The sequence below is a fragment of the Bacteroides sp. AM23-12 genome (assembly GCF_003434395.1).
Classification (GTDB): Bacteria; Bacteroidota; Bacteroidia; order Bacteroidales; family Bacteroidaceae; genus Bacteroides; species Bacteroides thetaiotaomicron.
The window spans coordinates 16,341-34,560 of record NZ_QTLF01000003.1 but is presented as its reverse complement, the minus strand read 5'-3'; the positions used below and the strand labels follow the sequence as shown (position 1 = coordinate 34,560).

15 protein-coding genes are annotated in these 18,220 nt (G+C 40.1%); all 15 read right to left on the bottom strand.

Features of this window, described 5'->3' with window-relative positions; translation table 11 throughout:
- Window positions 1-37 precede the first annotated feature (37 nt).
- A complete protein-coding gene (locus DW640_RS03995; RefSeq protein ID WP_158562587.1) occupies window positions 38-2,734 on the bottom strand; it encodes an outer membrane beta-barrel protein in 2,697 nt (898 codons plus the stop codon).
- 166 nt (window positions 2,735-2,900) lie between these two features.
- Entirely contained in the window at window positions 2,901-3,284 is a 384-nt protein-coding gene (locus DW640_RS03990) for a hypothetical protein (RefSeq protein ID WP_129654932.1), read from the bottom strand.
- Between the two features lie 146 nt (window positions 3,285-3,430).
- Window positions 3,431-3,832, bottom strand: coding sequence for a hypothetical protein (locus DW640_RS03985; protein WP_170848639.1), 402 nt, complete (start codon window positions 3,830-3,832; stop codon window positions 3,431-3,433).
- A 131-nt stretch (window positions 3,833-3,963) separates the two neighbouring features.
- Window positions 3,964-5,643 carry an MAC/perforin domain-containing protein gene (locus DW640_RS03980; protein WP_074857810.1) on the bottom strand — a complete coding sequence of 560 codons (1,680 nt, stop codon included), beginning with the start codon at window positions 5,641-5,643 and terminating at the stop codon, window positions 3,964-3,966.
- A 20-nt stretch (window positions 5,644-5,663) separates the two neighbouring features.
- Complete coding sequence (locus tag DW640_RS03975; RefSeq protein ID WP_074857812.1) at window positions 5,664-6,980, bottom strand: hypothetical protein; 1,317 nt, start codon at window positions 6,978-6,980, stop codon at window positions 5,664-5,666.
- Window positions 6,981-7,057: 77 nt separating this feature from the next.
- Window positions 7,058-7,432, bottom strand: coding sequence for a DUF3244 domain-containing protein (locus DW640_RS03970; protein WP_165360398.1), 375 nt, complete (start codon window positions 7,430-7,432; stop codon window positions 7,058-7,060).
- A gap of 158 nt (window positions 7,433-7,590) precedes the next feature.
- Entirely contained in the window at window positions 7,591-9,282 is a 1,692-nt protein-coding gene (locus tag DW640_RS03965) for a tetratricopeptide repeat protein (RefSeq protein ID WP_074857876.1), read from the bottom strand.
- A 636-nt stretch (window positions 9,283-9,918) separates the two neighbouring features.
- The gene (locus DW640_RS03960) at window positions 9,919-10,368 is read right to left on the bottom strand and encodes a GatB/YqeY domain-containing protein (RefSeq protein ID WP_008763705.1); all 450 of its coding nucleotides are present in this window, start codon (window positions 10,366-10,368) and stop codon (window positions 9,919-9,921) included.
- A 55-nt stretch (window positions 10,369-10,423) separates the two neighbouring features.
- Window positions 10,424-11,731, bottom strand: a complete 1,308-nt coding sequence (ftsZ, locus tag DW640_RS03955) for a cell division protein FtsZ (protein ID WP_008763706.1) — start codon at window positions 11,729-11,731, stop codon at window positions 10,424-10,426.
- Window positions 11,732-11,748: 17 nt separating this feature from the next.
- The gene (gene ftsA, locus DW640_RS03950; protein ID WP_008767639.1) at window positions 11,749-13,200 is read right to left on the bottom strand and encodes a cell division protein FtsA; all 1,452 of its coding nucleotides are present in this window, start codon (window positions 13,198-13,200) and stop codon (window positions 11,749-11,751) included.
- Between the two features lie 118 nt (window positions 13,201-13,318).
- Window positions 13,319-14,065, bottom strand: coding sequence for a cell division protein FtsQ/DivIB (locus tag DW640_RS03945; RefSeq protein WP_008763709.1), 747 nt, complete (start codon window positions 14,063-14,065; stop codon window positions 13,319-13,321).
- A gap of 84 nt (window positions 14,066-14,149) precedes the next feature.
- Complete coding sequence (gene murC / locus DW640_RS03940) at window positions 14,150-15,553, bottom strand: UDP-N-acetylmuramate--L-alanine ligase (protein ID WP_008763710.1); 1,404 nt, start codon at window positions 15,551-15,553, stop codon at window positions 14,150-14,152.
- A 45-nt stretch (window positions 15,554-15,598) separates the two neighbouring features.
- Window positions 15,599-15,748, bottom strand: coding sequence for a hypothetical protein (locus DW640_RS23520; RefSeq protein ID WP_158562586.1), 150 nt, complete (start codon window positions 15,746-15,748; stop codon window positions 15,599-15,601).
- Between the two features lie 8 nt (window positions 15,749-15,756).
- Window positions 15,757-16,875, bottom strand: a complete 1,119-nt coding sequence (gene murG / locus DW640_RS03935; protein WP_016269376.1) for an undecaprenyldiphospho-muramoylpentapeptide beta-N-acetylglucosaminyltransferase — start codon at window positions 16,873-16,875, stop codon at window positions 15,757-15,759.
- A 28-nt stretch (window positions 16,876-16,903) separates the two neighbouring features.
- Window positions 16,904-18,220 (bottom strand): FtsW/RodA/SpoVE family cell cycle protein, encoded by a 1,317-nt coding sequence (locus tag DW640_RS03930; RefSeq protein WP_117577411.1) that lies wholly within the window; start codon window positions 18,218-18,220, stop codon window positions 16,904-16,906.

Below are 18,220 nucleotides of genomic sequence, written 5' to 3'. Positions count from 1 at the left end.
TCCGTTTGTCTCTTGATTACTCTTTCTGTTGATAAATTTATTTTCTTAATTGGATGTTGAAATTATATTTGAAGGAACATAATATGTATCCTGATATTTGTTGGGCGCGATATTCATAGAAACTGTCTGCTGTTACATTTCGGATATAGTGTTTCTTTTGTTTTAATATATCAGCCCAATAGAATGATAGTTCTGCCGATTTGTTTTCTAAGAATAGCCATGTAATGCCTAAATTCCATAGCAACTCAGTTTTATTATTTTTATCAATGGCTGTACCATTGCGATATGTATAACTTATATTATTGGAAATCTGAAGATCTTTGGGTAGATTAACAAATCCATTTACTATTATCTTATAATCTCTTGAATAGACTTTACTGTTTTGTAATGAATTTTGGGATTGACTGAAATAATGCTCACCTGTTAACTCCATATTCCCCCATTGCGGACGATAAGCCAAACGAAGTTTACTTGATATATTAATATCATGTGTTTGGCTATGGTTAGATTCAATATTGTCAGAACTGGTAATCAATGAAACCTGGTTTCTGTATATCGCGTTTTCATTAAGGTTTAAACTGAAATCGCCAAAGGTTTTGTTCCATTGCAAATAAATATTGCTATTCCAGTTTCCGTTAATGTTTATTGGATAGGATTCTCGTTTTCCTGTCGTAGCATCAAATGTGTTTTTTTGTGCGATATCGTTTGTAATACTTTGGTAACTGATGGAAGAATAAATACCTGAAGTTGTACTCATACTTAAGCCGATGGAGTGGGTAAAAGATTGCTTTAAGTTGGGATTACCTTTTATAACGTTGAGTGGATTACTTGTGTTTAAGACAGGTAAAAGAATTGTCAAGGGAGGCTGATTTGTCATTCCGTTATAATTAAATGATATACTGAATTTATTTTTATTCCATGTTGTTGATATTGAAGATAGAAAGTCTGATGAATGAATAATCGTATCGGTACTTACTACCCCTGTCTTTTGATGTATGTTTCGTAGTAATGGTGAATATGTTATGTTCGCATTTATATTCCACTGCTGTGAGTTGTAAAATAGTTGGAGACCTATATTGTGAATATAAGTTTTGCTTTTGCTATTATTACTCAAACTGTCTATATAATTTTGTCTGTAATCCAAAGGAACCTGATTAATTGCTGTTGCAGAGGATTCTCGGTTTGATAAATCAAACGTATTTCGTTTAGAATCTTCTTTTTTGACGTCAATTCCATATGAATATGTCAATATAAAATCTTCCTTTATAGAATGTGTTAAAGATAAAGAAGTATTCAATGTCTTATTACTTAATGGAGATTCAATGTATTGGCTTTTATTTGAAGGGGATTCCATATCGGTATTCACTGTTGTTTGGTAATAATGTATATTTGAATTAGTAAAATCCTCGTTTCTGCTTTTTTTAGGATTATGCAGCATATTAAAGTTTAGCCTTAAATGTTTGCTTATATCACGGTAAATGAAGATTTGCCAGTTGTAACTTTGGTTCTTATTTCTTGATAGCAAATCATATATGCTGGAGTTTATCTTATATTTTTCTGGAATCTTACTATAATCTTCGTTGGTGGAGTTTATGGGGTGGTTTAGGGTAACTGTGTTATTATTAGCAATAGTATTAAAATAGTCTTTGTTGTATGTGATATCAAATAAGAAATATGTCTTTTTATCAGGTTCCCATTCTATACCCAAGGATGAATATAATGAGTTGTTTTTATTCACATTTTCTATTTCTCCTAATGAGTAAAGGTTCTCACTTGGCAAATACTGCTCTGTGTAGTTCTTGGATTGTTCTCCACTTTTGTTGTAGTTATAATTAATATTGCCAGATATATTAAGTTTGTCACTAAATTTGTGTCGTACATTCATACCTAATGAGTGCGAAATATTATTTTTATAGAGAGAGTTTAAATCTTTATTTGTAGTTTGTAACAATAGAGATAAGTTATCTCCATTTTCTTTAAAATAATTGGCTTGACCTTCAAAGTCCTTCTTTCTATGGGTGCCATAGCCGGCTTTGATTGAACTTAATAAAGAGTTATTGAATTCATCCTTTGTCTGTAAGTCTAAGATATAATATTCTTCGTTCGTGCGCCTAAATGTTTTGTTGTCTTGCTTATTGTATATTCTTATTTTACTTATAAACTTTGCGGGTAAGTTATTTAAAGCCATTTGCGTGTCTTTATTGAAAAAAGTCTCACCATTTACATTTATTTCCTGAATGATTTTTCCATTATATGATAGTTTCCCATTCTCTGCATCATATAATATACCAGGTATTTTTTTAACGAGTTCTTGCAGATAGGCATTTTGTGGAAGCATATATACTGCTGTATTAATAATCGTAGTATCTTTTTTATGCTGCATTTCCGCTTGCTTAGCTGATATGGTTATTTCGCTTAATGATGTAATTGTATCCGCCAGAATGATGTCACCCAATTGTATGGGGGATGTTTTTTTTAGTTCATAATACTGTGTACGCATGCCAGTATATGATACCTTTAATAGATACCCAGTATTTTCTTTAATTGGATATTCAATCCTGAAATCTCCATTTTTATTGGTAGTATTACCCTTAACAAATGCAGAATCTGGTAAGTTTAATATAACTATTGAAGCGTATGGCAGAACTATCTTATGTACGTTATTCTCAATTGCATAGACATGCCCAGAAACAATGCGTGTATTGTTTTGTTGAGCATATACTGATATCGTCATGCAGCATATAAAATACAAAGTTAGTTTAGCGGTGCGGGTTTGCATTTATTCGTATATTCTTTGATGCAATATTACAATAAAAAAAGTGTAATTCAATAAGGGAGCGATAGAAAAGCTACCGCTCCCTACAGTTAATTCATGGAGCAATTTGTACTAGTACACTGTTTTACTTTGTTACCTTGACGGTTGAGCCGGAACTAACACCCTGTTCTGTACATTTTCTTCCCATATCAAGGAGCTGACCTCTGGAGTTATAATACTTGTAATTCTTATAAGTGCCAGTAACTTGTGCAGCTCTTGCCCATTCATATGCTAGGGCTTCGAAGGTCATATTCATTGTTTGAACATTGACCTGCATGGTACCGCTATGATTTCCATCACCTGTTTGGTTATTAAATCCTACCCACATCATAGCTTTGGGCTTTACGTCTTGATCGACTTTCTCAGATTTAACTTCTTTAGCTGCCGCATTATTATTTGCTGCGAATGAATTAGCAGCAAAAATAGCTATAGCTGCTAACATACTGAACATAACAAATCTTGTTTTCATTTTTTTGTTAATTTAAAATGTTTGTATAAACTAGTAGGTGGCCTCCTTACTTTTCATTTATTTTCTTGTGTTCAACTGTATTTTTCGATAATAAGCAAAGTATGTAGTGTCCTCATTTATAACTTCAAACTATATCTTTTAAAGAATCAGTCTACCCTCTCCAACTCTATTGTCGCTATTTTATCTTTATCAGGACTAGCTTCATTTTGTATAAGAGTTATGTGATTTTTGGTACAACTTTTAATTACCCAAGGAGCCCCGGCAAGTTGAAACGCAATATCATTAAATGTAATATAGCTCCCTTCTATCGTGTAGGTAATATCAAATTGATCATAATCTTCCCAAATCACTTTTCCTTTTTGGGTATCTACGAATTGTATACCGATACCTCTATTTTTCAAACTCCATGTGGCACAATGTCCGGTGCCACGCCATGAAGTTTGATAGAGAGCTTCGGGAGTGAGTTGCCCCACTTGTTCCTGCTCTTCATTGTCTTGATCATCACAAGCTATAAAGCAAAAAGTCACCAAAAACAAAGCGAAGAGCATCAATAAAGAAGACTGTTTTATATTATATTTCATGCCTAATTAAGTTTTTCAGATTTTTCAAATTTTTCAAATAGTTCATATATTAACATGATTCCCTATTTTTACATACACAAGCATCTGTATCCAACTCTTTACAATCCTATAATTGTATACAAATTAGCCAGTGTTGCCATTGAGATTCTTTTCTCAGTTAGATTTGAAACCCAAGTACTCAAGCCATATACTTCTAGCATACTTTCATCCCCATCGTCTGCAAGAAAGGAAAAACAAAGTTTAGTAGTTGGGTCATATAAATATTCCATATTAGTTGTTTCATTATAATACTTATAAAATCCATTCTCATTAAAATTTTCCAGTACTATACATAGTGGGGAACGAAACATAGGATTTAAACGTTTAGTTGTATTATAGCTTATCTGAATATCGGAACTAAAGTATTTGGATTTTTCCTCTGCTATTGCTTTCGCTTTTTCAAGAAAAACATTGTTGTCTTCATTCTGTTTTAATTCTGCATCCGTAGCATTACCATTACTTAACACAATCTGATCACCTTGCCTTGTTACCAAGACAGCAGCAACCTCATACAAATTATCTCCTGAAGTTGATGTTTTCTTTAATATCCTTGTAATCATAATAGACGGGGTATAAAGTCTCGTAACTGGAAGAAGAATGTTCTTGGATGTATCATCAAAGCGTCGCTGAAAGTTTCTCTCTAATACGAAATCAGACATTGGGAATAACCCTTCTTGTGTTAAATCAATTACAGTATGATTTTTTGAATCGTTAAGTGATTTTCTCCAAGACTGCAAATCAATATTAATATCTTTGAGTGACATTGTAGTATTTATCGCACTCTCTTCATTCTGAATACCGCCCAAAGTTTTTACTCGTAAAAAAATATCTTGCTTCTTGTAAACTGTTGAATCAAAATTTCCATTTTTTCCATTAAATCCAAATGAAGCATTAAGCGAATCACCTTCATATGTAAGTGAAGCCGTAATACTAGTATCCAATGATTTAGTCCGTTGCTCAACATTAGTACTTGATGCTGCATTTCCCATATATTGAGCAAAAGCTCTCCCACCAGTATAATAACCAACGACAACAAGATCTCCATATGAATTAATGACAGAGGATATAGTAGAAGTATATAAATTGTTAATGAAGGATCTTCTTAAAAACTGTCTAGCATAAACTTTTGTTGAGCCACTTGAATTTAAGAGCATAAATTTGCCATGTGCAAATAATATATTCATTTCTCCATAAGTCTGCTCCATCGTTTCATTAATAAATGTTCTAAAGGTTTCGACTGTGGTTCTCTTTTTTCCAATAGAAAATAATCCTAAATTTAAAGAAAATCCAGTTTTAATCGTTTTGCTTTCAGTTGAAAAATGTGTGTAATCATCAAAGTTATAGTATGTATAAGACGATTGGTCATTCCAATTAGGGTATTTTTCATCTACATATGACTCATCATAGGCTTTTATAGCTTCAATATTAAGAATGGAATGTGTGAAATTATCAAAATCACTTGGGATATAATTTCCATTGTATAATTTATAACCATAGCCTAGGAATTTATCAGACGAACCAATTGTTGCATTATTTCTTGTTAGCCCTTCTTCAAAAGTAGGTGCTTTAGTAACAACCTCTGGAAGGTTGGGATTGCGCTTTTGTATAACAACATCACCTTCTGAATTTTCAGCTTCGATTGCGGACATTTGCGATGTAGGCAAATCTAAGTTGTCTGAACAAGCTATAAAAAACGGAATGACAGCAGATAATATTATTATATAAAAAAATGTTTTCATGATATTTGTTTTTTTATTAATTATCTGTTTTCTAATAGTTTTCTTCTGTATTCATCGTTTGGGGTTACTACAATTTTATCAGCTTTAGCTTTTGACGTAGTGTGAATTATCCCATTCCAAGTACCCTTAAATTTGACTTCTCTTTCGTTGACTTCTCCTGGCTTCTTATAAACCATAGTGATTGTATAGTCAGCCTTAACGCTATATTTCTTTAAATATGTGGTCACTTTTACTAATGATGGCTCATTGACTGTTATAGGGATCTTGACAGATAGTCTTTTGGGTATTTCATACATTGTAGAAAAATAAGGTGCTTTAGGCATAAATACTGTTGTGTCAACTGCTTCTCCAGTACTAAAGTTGCTGGGTTTTATAAATTGGCCAGCTATAATAGCAGGACGGAAAAATAATTGATTAGGCTTAGACATTGGAATTTTCAAAGATCCTTTTTCTGAATAGGTTGAAGTATCTTTTACGTCTTTCACTGCTGTAATCGTAATATTAGAAGGTCCTAAAACTGGCTCTGTTTGTCCGTTCGACTCTATTTCAACAGGGTCTAACAGTGTTACGACAGCTGATTCACTATCAAATGCAATCTCTTTTACATCAAATCCATTCACAAACTCTAATAGAAACTCTTGCTGTGGCTGTTTACTATATTTGGCATATCCTAGCTGTCCGTTGCTTTTGGCCTCCATCGAGTAGCAAAAAGAGCTCCAAGGGTTATTAGGATCTGTCATTCCAAAATATGTCTGATTTTCAATTGCAAAATATCCTTTATATGAGGATGGTATAAGATCCCAGCTCCCTGTACTAATATCATCCGTGTCCCATACAACAACAAGTTTATTATCAGGATTACTGTTATATTGGCCACAAACTAACGGTCTTTTATAAGCATCTGAATAAATTAAATATGGTATGCCACTACTAGAAGGCAGTATTCTTAAATAGAACTTAGAATCATTACTTGATGAAAGGTATAATTCTTTTCTTAATCCTTGGGTTGCAAAATAAGGCCGGTCGGTAGTTCCGCCTCCACGAACTTTTAAAGAAAAAGGCAATTCTCTAATAGCCCACATATTTGAAGAGTAATACTCATCCATTTCAGGATAATATAAATTGGCTCTTGTCTGTGGCTTTTTTAATGAATCTGTGTTAGAAAAAAGGCATATTGAATCATTTGATGTAATTGATTTCGAACCAACCATGGCCTCTGCCATTTGGGGAGAATTATCCAGAGCCTCTAAATTTTGTTCACAAGAAACAAAACCTATGGTCATTGTTCCCATAATCAATTGGCTTAAGCCCACAATAAAATAATTTAATTTTCTCATAAGAATATATTTTAATGGTTAAGTTGTAAATGAACAATAAAGTTCACGTAAATTATTGTCATTATATGTGTTGATGTCTACTCGATTTCAAACTCTCCAATGAGAGTCACATCTTTTTCTATATAGAGAAGTTCATATTGCCCCGTCTCGAAGCCACTCACATCTATTTGATAGATTTCCAGGTTATCAGGAGTTGTCATATCTTGAAACACAATGTTTCCATTCTTGTCTTTAACCTGAAACGTGACTGGCTCGTTCGGTTTTTCAAAAAACTGCACTTCGATGTTATGACCTTCGAGAACTGCTTCTATGGGTATAAAAACAACTGACTTCTGGCGTTCACTCCATCCTTTAAAAACTAAAATTTTGCTTTTGTGTGTTGATAAAATATTGGCTTCCATCGTTATGAATGAAAGGGCAATTAATAATAATGTAATACTTAGCTTTCTCATATCTTTAAATGTTTTCTGCAAAGTTATTAAAATATGAGGGACTAAGTATGAGAACTACTAGTTTTGATATGGACAGGCGGTGCCTGATAATCAGTCACTTACGATTTAGATATGTACTATGAACATGACATCGGTAATATCTCTATAAAATATGGATATTAATGCATATTCTTAATCAAATATTCATATAATGAAGAATTAGTCGGGAATGTGATATTGAGTTTCAGTTTAAGTCTGGAACGCTTTTTACTTACGGAATTGGGGGCAATATTTAATAGTTTTGCTTCTGTATTGGTATCGAATCCAAAAAGGTACAAACAGCAATATTGAAAATCTTCTTCCGGTAAGTTCGGACCTAAGCTATATATATAATTATAAAGTTCAGGATATATGGTTGTTATTTCATTTGTAATGGCTTTCCATCGTTTTTCCGTTATGAGCGATTTATTATTTCCCGGTATGTTTTGATTCCCCAATTTTGTTAGTTCTTTGTATAGAGGTGAATCTATAAGTAATTTATTTTGTAGTTTTCTATAATTGGCAGATAAACGAACGATGTCTTCTTGCAGCTGATCATAATTTTCGTCTTTTTCTTTGAATGTATTTAATAAACTTCGTTTCTTTTCAAGCTCAAGAGAAAGTGTGTATAGGTTTAACTTCATCTTATCTAATTCTTTTTGCTGTTTTAAGATTTTCTCTTTTGCTTGTTTTCTGTATAATAAATAACCTATAACTATTAACAGCAGAGCTGCAATGCAGATAACAGAAACTATGATGTAGTTCTGTTGCTTCATTTTTAGGTTATCTACTTCTTTGCTGATTTTCAGGTGATTATATTTATGTTCTATGTTCAGTATCTTAGACTGGATGTTGCTATATACCGTAGAATCTAATATATTAGTATAGTCTTCCAGATAAGTGAGTGCTTGCTCATATTTTTTTTCTGACTTGTATATCTGGTAATATAGATATTTAATACTATAAGTATAAGTAGGATCATCTTGTGGAATCTTTTGCAGGAGTTCTTTTGCCTGATTTAAAGAGTCAGATGCTATGTATAAGCTAATTAATGCCATGTAATTAGGCATTTTTTCTCTTCCTTCCAACGCTTTGTAGAAGAACTTTTTAGCTTTATCGTATTTGTTATGCATTACATATATGTTGCCCAGAGTGTTTTCGATTGAAGCTTTTACATCTTTATCCTCTGAAGTCTCGGTGATAGAATCTGCCATAAGCAGAATTTCAAGGGCACGGGATATTGAATCAGTGCATGCGTATTCACGCCCCATATCTCTTAGAGCACAAGCGTAGCTATCAGTGTTATTTTCTTTTTTGAAATTGTCGGCAGCCATTTCGTATTTTTTGATAGCTTCTGTTCGCATGGCTTTCTCTCTATATAAGTCGCCTATATAGCTATATGTATACCCAACTAAATTATAGAGTTTGTTCTTTTCTCCAATCTCTAACGCTTTAGTATATATAGACATTGCTTTGTCATAATCCCCGTCATTTGCATAGGAACGTCCTAAATAAATTAAGATTTGTACTTGTTCATTGGATTTACCGTAGGATGAATACCAAGTGTTAGCTCGCTCGAATTGATAAGATGGCAATAGGGTATTAAAGATTTCGTCAGTGACTTTGGCCGATAGCATGCACCAGCGTGCAAAGGTTTTATCATCCAGTTGTTCCGGAGATGCTATGTTTTCCAGTATGCTTGATGCGCTATCAGGATTTACTTCTATGATTTTTTCAACCTCATCCAGTTGTTTGTCCAAAGTGGATTGTTGTTTGCTGCACCCTACTAATAAGAATGTAGATAGAATAGTTATCAATGTACTGCTTTTCATCTGTTTGTCGTAATTTAGTTCGTTATAGATACTATTCAAAAAGAATGTTTTGCCTGTCGTCAAAGCAGGAATGTTATCTTCCTATTGTTACAAAAGTAAGAATTTAATTTATATAATGCCATTTATTATGTTTTTATTCTTGTAACTTGATGTCAAATAGGTAATTTCATAAATCAAGAAGTTATTGTTTACCGCTCTTTTAGATGCAAATGATCCTATATTCTCCTGTCTTTCAATTGGTATTATCATATTATCTCACCGATATCTTCATCGTTCTACCCGGGTGATATGATCATCGCACTTAGGTGAACTGATCGTGTCACAGTAGTAGACAGTTCGTCCTACCCGGGTGGAACGATGAAGATGTCGGTAAGAAAACATGCAGATGTAGGTATCAAAAGAGAAGGATATAGGTAGCAGTATAACATGTAAAGCCCTAAAAACAATGAGAGATACCCTTGAAGTGAATGAGAGATACGTGAAAAATAGCTGTTTGAATGAAGAAAAGAGTGAGAGATACCTGTTTGAAAAGGATCTCTCACTCTTTATATTGCTGATTATCTACGGCTTATCTTAATGGAATGAGACCGTGAGACCAAAAAGTTTTTTTTATTTCTGGGGAGGAGGTGTGGAGAGTTATCCCAACAACTCTTTTACTTTTGCAGAAATAGCACGGCCTTCTGCCAGTCCTGCCAACTTCTTGGAGGCAACTCCCATCACCTTACCCATATCTTTTCCGCTGGTAGCACCTGTTTCGGCAATGATTTCCTTCAATGCAGCTTCCAGTTCTTCAGCAGTCATTTGTTTGGGCAAATAAGCTTCCATTACGGCAACTTGTGCCAGTTCTCCGTCAGCCAGATCCTGACGTCCCTGTCCGATATAGATTTCGGCAGAGTCCTTACCTTGTTTCACCAGTTTCTGAATGATTTTCAAGGCTGCTTCGTCTGTCAGTGTATCGTTGGCTCCCGGAGCTGTTTTAGCTTCGATGAAGAATTTCTTTATGTTTCTTAAAGTCTCCAAGGCAACTTTATCTTTTGCCTTCATTGCGTTTTTAATGTCTTCGCTGACTTTGTCAAATAAATCCATGATGATATTTATATTTTAATTATTTACAATTTGTAATAGCAAGGGGAAGAACCATCTAGAAAGTGATTACCCCGTCATTGTCCGTAGCCTCTTCCATGGCAACTTCCTCTTCAAGAGCCGCTTTCGTCTTGATCTTCAACAGCTTCGTTTTATCGCGCGTGTAAGTAGGAGATTCCTCTATCATGGCGATGATGTCGTCGTTGTCCAAATCTTCGGTATTGAAGATATAGATATGGCGACGGCTGCGCAGGCTTTTCTTTCCGATGCCGGCACTTTCACCGTATGCCTTGCGGATACGCTCTTTATTCTTCTCCTTCTCTTCTTCAAGCTGCAACTGGCGTTCTTCTTCCTCCTGGCTGCGGGCTTCGTGCAGTGTGTCCATACCGGGCACGTCTTCCACACCAAATCCGGTGGCGAGTACGGTGATCTTTACCTTGGTGTCCAAAGAGTTGTCTACGGCGACACCCCAAATTACTTCCACACCTTCGCGGAACTTGCTCATGAACTCGTGTATCTCGTTCATTTCTTCCATCATCAGTTCGGACGTGGGACAGAAGGATACGTTCAACATCACCTTTTTAGCGTTGAAGATGTCGTTGTTGTTCAGCAACGGAGAGTGGAGGGCATCGTCGATAGCTTTGGTGACACGGTTCTCGCCTTCTCCGAATCCGGTACTCATGATGGCTACACCACCGTCTTTCAGGATGGTCTTCACATCGGCAAAGTCCAGATTCACCGTACCACGCATGGTGATTATCTCGGCGATACTCTTTGCAGCGATGGAAAGCGTATCATCGGCCTTGCCGAAAGCATTCATGAAGGTAAGGTCGGCATATATTTCGCGCAGGCGCTCGTTGTTGATGACCAGCAGGGCATCTACGTGCTGGGCGATACGTTCGACGCCGTCCAGTGCCTGAATGATTTTCTTTTCTCCTTCGAAAATAAATGGAATGGTGACAATACCTACTGTCAGAATATCCATCTCCTTCGCAATGCGGGCGATGACAGGGGCGGCTCCGGTTCCAGTTCCTCCTCCCATTCCGGCAGTGATGAATACCATCTTGGTGCCGTCGTTCAGCTGTTCTTTGATATCGTCAATACTTTCTTCGGCGGCGTCGCGTGCCCGTTCGGGACGGTTGCCGGCTCCAAGTCCTTGTGTGATGCTACGGCCCAGTTGCAGTTTCACCGGAACGGGTGACTCGGCCAATGCCTGGTTGTCCGTGTTGCAGAGAACGAACGTTACGTCATGTATGCCTTCCCGGTACATGTGGTTCACAGCGTTACCGCCACCGCCACCTACACCAATTACTTTGATGATTTTCGGTGAGTCGGTCGGGAAATCGAATTGTACTATCTCGTCCATATTATTGAATTTTGAATTTATTTCATATCATCGTCAGAGAAGATTTCCTTGGTCAGGGAGTCGATCTTGCGTTGAATCCAGCTGGGACCGGCTTCTCTCTTGCGTCTTTCTTTCTCTTCTTTCTCCTTCTGCTTGCGGAGTCTTTCAGCTTCCTTGGCGGCTGCCCGTGCTTCTTTCTCTTCCTCTTCTTTCTTGAGGCGTGCCAGTCGGGCTTGCTCTTTCAGTTCCTGATCGTCCTCAAACATGTCTACGGTCTTGTGAATTTCCGGCTCCGGTCGGGGAGTGGCGGGAGTGACCGGTATCTGGGGAGCGGTTTCTATCAGGCAGCAGTTCTGATTGCCTTCGAACAGAAGTCCGAACAGGGTGTTCTGCGAACCGTCCTTCTTCAGTATATTGCTGGGAGCGTGAACGGTGTTGCGAGGCAGTTTCGCCATTCTCATCTTTTCTATCTTCGAGCGTCTGCGAAGCATTTCTTCCAGATTCTTCAGGTTGGCGGCTCCACCTGTGAGGATGATGCCGGCCAGCAGTTTGTCTTCGTAGCCGGAGATTTGAATCTGGTTCCATACGTTAGCGATGATTTCCTCGGCACGTGCCTCGATGATGTTGTTGAGCTTGCTCAGTTCGACTGTGCGGCTTTCATCTTCGAGCTTGCAGGTGGCGGGCTCTTCGCTTTCGTCTTCTTCGTATAGGGCGTCTCCGTAAGTTTTCTTCAGACGTTCCGCTTCTTCTTCCTCCATTTGCAGGGTGGTGATGTCGCGGGTGATGCTGTTTCCTCCCAGCGGCAGCACTGTCAGGAAGCGGAGAATGTTGTTTTTATAAACCGAAATAGTGGTGGTATCAGCTCCGAAGTCGATGAGTGCGCAGCCCGAACGGCGTTCGCTCTCGGTCAGCACGGCATTGGCTGTTACCAGTGGCGCGATCAGTTGGTCGGCAATATCGATCTTTGCCTGCTGGAAGCAGTGTTCCAGATTCTTCCGTACGGAAGAGCGGGCGACGATATTGAGGAAACGTCCTTCGATGTGGCTTCCTACCAGTCCCACCGGATTGGCTTGCAGATTATTGCCGACTTTGTATTCTTGCGGCGCTACGTCCAGTATATCCATATCGACTACCGGAATCGCTACGTTCTCATCGCCGATAGCGTTTACCAGCTCTTCCGAGATAATCGCTTCTTCTTCGAGGTCGCGACTTACTACGTTGCGGACTGTGCGGAGGGATTGTCCGCCAATGCCTACGTATACCTTGGCGATTGAGTTTTTCAACTCACCTTCCAGTCTGTTGATGATAGAAGTCAGGCTTTGTGCTGTCTTGTCCAGATTGAAGATCACTCCTTTGCGGATAAACGTTGAAGAGTCTTCCTGGGCGTATGCCAGTACCTGCATACTTCCGTCACTGTTCTTTCTTCCGGCCACACCGGTTATCTTCGATGAACCAAGTTCAATAGCGGCGATAAATTCTGTTGTTGCCATCTCTTTATTTATAATTTAATTATTTTCAACTTTCTATTTTGAGAACTTCATCCCATCACCTGTTACCTATTACCTGTTACCTATTACCTGTTACCTATTACCTGTTACCTATTACCTGTTACCTATTACTCTCTCTCTTCGTACAGATAATCTGGTTGCTGAATTCAAGACTGATGCGTGAATATTTGTTCCAGCCTACCTGATTGAGTCCTTTTTGGTAGAATTCTTTCAGGCGTGCCAGTTTGTTTTCAAAGTTTTCAAGTTTGCCGAGATAGACGAGGTGGTCGCCTACACGAGGTACCAGTTCGATGTTGCGGTCGGGCAACACATGGATTTGTTCTATCTGGGCGTCCCAGAACTTATTGTTTTGCAAAAATACACCAAACTTATATAAATCCTTCATTGCAAACGACTTTTCTACGTTTCCGGTGACAATTGCCCGATGTGCGACGCATTTTGCTTCCGGCGGCATGACGGTTCCTTTATTATCAAGGTAATAATTCTCTCCGTTGGCACTCATGATGCGTAATATCGGTATACGTTGTGTCACTTCTACGCAGACTTTGCCGCTGGGTGTTTTGTAGCATTCCGCTTCGTCGATCAGCGGATGCTTGCTCAGTTCCCGTTCCAGCGACTTGGTAGAGATGCGCTCCATCTTTTTCCCGATAGGGTAGATACCTTTATGCTGGAGGATGCCTTTCACTTCTTCTTTGGTGATGAAGCCGGCATAAGTGGTATCCTTGATGACCAGTTCTACGTCACGGCAGGTCTGGTCGGCAGGCTTGCGGTTGAAAGCGGTGATGGCTATGCCGAGGTAGGCGATAAGCATCAACATGACGATAGATAGAAGGATTCTCTTTACCATAGTTTTTATTTAATTGAGAATTGAAAATTGAAAATGAAGAATTGAGAATTGGCTGCGCGACTGTATGATGTAGCGTAGAAATTCTTAGTTCTTCGTTCTTCGCTCTTCGTTCTTCATTTTTTCCAGTTCTTTCTTTATTTCGGGGACATAATTGTCTATGTCTCCGGCTCCCAGAGTTATTAATACTTCAATGTTTTTATCTTTCAGAATGTTCAGTATTTCTTCCTTTTTGCACATACTTTTTTCGATGCCCGGACGGAGGTTGTCGTATATCAGCTTGCTGGTGACACCGGGGATCGGTGTCTCACGAGCCGGATAGATGTCTACCAGAATGACTTCGTCCAGTAGCGACAGGCTATCGGCAAAGTCCTGATAGAAGTCGCGGGTACGGGTGTACAGGTGCGGCTGGAAGATGGCTGTGATCTTCTTGTCTTTATAGAGTTCGCGGATAGACAGCACGCTCTGTTTGATTTCAGAGGGATGATGGGCGTAGTCGCTCAGAAAGACTACCTGGTCATTCTTGATCTTGAAATCGAACCGGCGGTCTACACCGCGGAAGCTGTTCATTCCTTGTCTGATCTCTTCGTCGGTCACTCCGTTGAGGTGGGCGAGTGCCATGGCGGCTACACCATTCTCGATGTTGATGCTTACCGGAACTCCCAGTTGGATATTGTTGATACGTGTGTCGGGGGCAACGAAGTCGATGAAGATTTCACCGTTTCCGATGCGGATATTCTCGGCGTGGAAGTCTCCTTCGTCACGCGAATAGGTATAGACACGGACTCCGGCCTGTACTTTCGGTTGTAGTGAGATACCTTTTCGGATAATCAGTGCACCGCCCGGCTGGATCAGTGTTGTATAATGTTCGAAGCTTTCGAGGTATGCCTTTTCTGTTCCGTAGATGTCCAGATGATCGGGGTCTGTGGCAGTGATGACAGACATATAAGGGGACAGCCAATGGAAAGAGCGGTCGAACTCGTCTGCTTCGATGACGGTATAAGGGCTTTTCTGAGAGAGTAGCAGATTGGTGCCGTAATTCTTGGAGATGCCTCCGAGGAAAGCGGTACATTCTATGTGCGATTGGTGGAATAGGTGGGCGGTCATGGTAGAAGTGGTTGTCTTGCCATGAGTGCCGGCTACACACAGACCTTTGCTGGAATGAGTGATCGTTCCCAGTACTTGCGCGCGTTTTTGTATTTCGAATCCGTTGTTGCGGAAATAAACCAATTCTTCGTGTTCCTGCGGAACGGCGGGAGTCAATACGACTAAAGTGCTTTCTTTGTCTTTGCAGGCTTCCGGAATCAGTCGGACGTTTTCTTCGTAATGTATTTGTGCGCCTTCGGCGATGAGGTTTTCAGTCAATGGAGTCGGGGTGCGGTCGTATCCGGCTACCACTTTTCCTTTGGAAAGGAAATAGCGGACAAGCGCACTCATACCGATGCCTCCGGCACCGACAAAGTAGACTGATTTGATCGTTTCAATATTCATTTCTTTATACTGTTTCTTTTTATAATTCTTGTTCCAAGTAACATTTCAAGTTTTAATCAGAGTCGGTACTACCTTTAATTGGGGATGCCCCCAAAAGTCGGTAGTATTTTCATTCTCCTCCTTCTGGAAGGAGGAGATTGGAGATTCTACTGACTTTTTAGTCAATCCTAATTGGGATAGTTGCGATTTTTGCATTCCCTCAACTAGTTTTCTGCTTCTGCCAGCTTGATTACTTCCTGCGCGATGATTCGTGCAGAGTCGGGCAAAGCCAACTTGGCTATATTCTCACTTAGTTCTTTCAGTTTCCGGTCGTCAGCTACTGTGTTCAGGGCTACGTCCATCAACTTTGCTTCTGCTTCGCTGTCTTTTACGTAGATGGCGGCTTGTTTGTCTACCAGTGCCAGTGCATTCTTGGTCTGATGATCTTCTGCCACATTGGGCGAAGGAACCAGAACCACAGGCTTGTGCAACAGACAAAACTCTGAAATAGAACCGGCTCCCGCACGTGAAATCACTAGGTCGGAAGCTGCGTAAGCGGCTGCCATATCCTTGATGAAGTCCGTCACGTACAGATTTGGAAGTTCTCCTGCTGCCCGTAAGGCTTCTGTCACCTGCGGATAGTAATATTTTCCGGTCTGCCAGATGAACTGTATATCGTTGTTTTCTTTTATTGTAGCTAAGGCTGCAGTCAGCGTATTGTTAATGGTACGTGCGCCAAGGCTACCGCCTACAATCAGAATTGTCTTCTTATCCGGCTGCAGATTAAAGGAACGTAGTGCCGCGCCTTTTTCCGGCATATCCTTCGTCAGATTCTGGCGAACGGGATTTCCGGTCATTATAATCTTATCGGCAGGAAAGAACTTTTCCATTCCATCATAAGCGACACAAATAGTCTTTGCTTTTTGTGCCAGCAACTTGTTGGTGACTCCGGCATACGAGTTCTGTTCCTGAATCAGAGTCGGCACTCCCATCATTCCGGCAGTTTTGAGTGTCGGTCCGCTGGCGTATCCTCCTACGCCTACCGCTACTTGCGGGCGGAAGTTTTTGATGATGCTGCGCGCTTTCCATTGGCTGCGTGCCAGTTTGATCAGTACGGATACGTTTTTCCATAAATGTTTGCGGTCGAAACCGGCTATCGGTAGCCCGATAATCTTATAGCCTGCATCGGGAACCCGCTGCATCTCCATACGGCCCTCGGCTCCCACAAATAAGATTTTCGCGTCCGGTCGCAGCTCTATTATAGCGTTGGCGATAGATACGGCAGGGAAGATATGTCCTCCTGTGCCTCCACCGCTGATGATAATTCTAAGTTCTTTCTCCATAATAATCCTTTTTTCTATCCGTTCATCTTCATTTACTGCTATCATGTTCATCCTCAAACTTGGCATCGCTATTCAGAATCTGTGCAGTGGGTTCGGCGGCGGCTTGTGCTTCCGAAGTAGCTGTTTCGGCTTCTATCTGCATCTGAATCTGTGCATCATGCGCTTTCTGTTCTTCCAAATGAGCGGTATATCGGCTCACGCTTAATATCATTCCGATATAAGCACAGTTGATCAATGTACTTGTACCTCCCTTGCTGACCAAAGGCAGAGGCTGTCCTGTTACGGGGAACAGTCCCACGGCAACCATCATATTCAGTATCGCCTGCGATACCAGCAGCAAAGCGATACCCATGACAAGGAAGGCGGGGAAGGTCCGTTCGCATTTTTGCGCGATACGTCCGGCCCGCATCAGCAGACAGAGATAGAGGAATACGACAAATATACCTCCTATCAATCCCATTTCTTCGATGACAATCGCAAAGATAAAGTCGGAGAATGCCTGACTGAGGAAGTCACGCTGTATGGAATTTCCCGGTCCTTTGCCCACTACGTGACTGGTAGCGATGGCAATACGGGCATGGGCGATCTGTGCGTCTTTGTCTATATCGAATTTGGCTGCGGGCACTTCGTCTTTATCGAAGAAACCTTTGATACGGTTCTGCCAAGTCTCCAGACGGTGAAGTCCGGGAGTGCTGTGCAGCGTTTTGGCAGGGATGGCAACTACTGTACCTACACCGAGTGCGACAATCAGCACAAGTCCTCCTGCCAGCAGAAGGAGTTTCTTTGCCGCCACCCGCCCGATGAACATCATCATGAATACGACGCCGAACAGCAACATGGCTGTCGACAGGTTTTCCGGAGCAATCAGTACGAGAACCAGTCCGGTAAGGATCATGATGTATTTAAAGGCATTGGGGTTGGCTCCTTCTTCATCCTGTCTCTTGGACAGGATGAACGAAACGGCAATGATGACAGCCATCTTTGCCAGTTCCGAAGGCTGGAATTGCAGTCCCATAAAGGTCATCCAGCGGGCTGCCCCATTGACACGGTCGCCTGTAATGATACCCATCAGCGTGACGAATGCCAGTAGAACGAGGGAAATCGGATACAGGAAGACGGGGAATACCTGGAACCATTTGTAGGGGACGTTATGCAGAAATACCACTACTACGGCACCTACCATCAGGATGATAGAATGCTGTGTTATCGGTCCCCAGTGGTCGCCGCTTTTGTACGTCAGCGTCGATGCTGCCGAAAACACCTCGATAATCGAGATGAGGCAGAGACAGAGGAAGATAATCCAGATTACCTTGTCGCCTTTAAATATGCTCTTTAATAAATCCAT